Genomic DNA, 255 nt, shown 5'->3' with positions numbered 1-255 from the left:
TTCACGACGGACGTTAGCACCCGCCGTGTGTCTCCCGTGATAACATTCTTCGGTATTCGCAGTTTGCATCGGGTTGGTAAGTCGGGATGACCCCCTAGCCGAAACAGTGCTCTACCCCCGAAGATGAGTTCACGAGGCGCTACCTAAATAGCTTTCGGGGAGAACCAGCTATCTCCCGGTTTGATTGGCCTTTCACCCCCAGCCACAAGTCATCCGCTAATTTTTCAACATTAGTCGGTTCGGTCCTCCAGTTAG

At 52.9% G+C, this 255-nt stretch carries 1 rRNA gene; it reads right to left on the bottom strand.

Annotation, left to right across the window (positions count from 1 at the left end):
• Positions 1 to 255, bottom strand: a 23S ribosomal RNA gene (locus NNO03_RS22645); the annotation flags it as partial.

Origin of the sequence: Citrobacter sp. Igbk 16, assembly GCF_028069755.1 — a bacterium.
In the GTDB taxonomy this organism is placed as follows: domain Bacteria; phylum Pseudomonadota; class Gammaproteobacteria; order Enterobacterales; family Enterobacteriaceae; genus Citrobacter.
The sequence above is the reverse complement of the archived record's forward strand: the minus strand, read 5'-3'. Positions and strand labels throughout refer to the sequence as shown.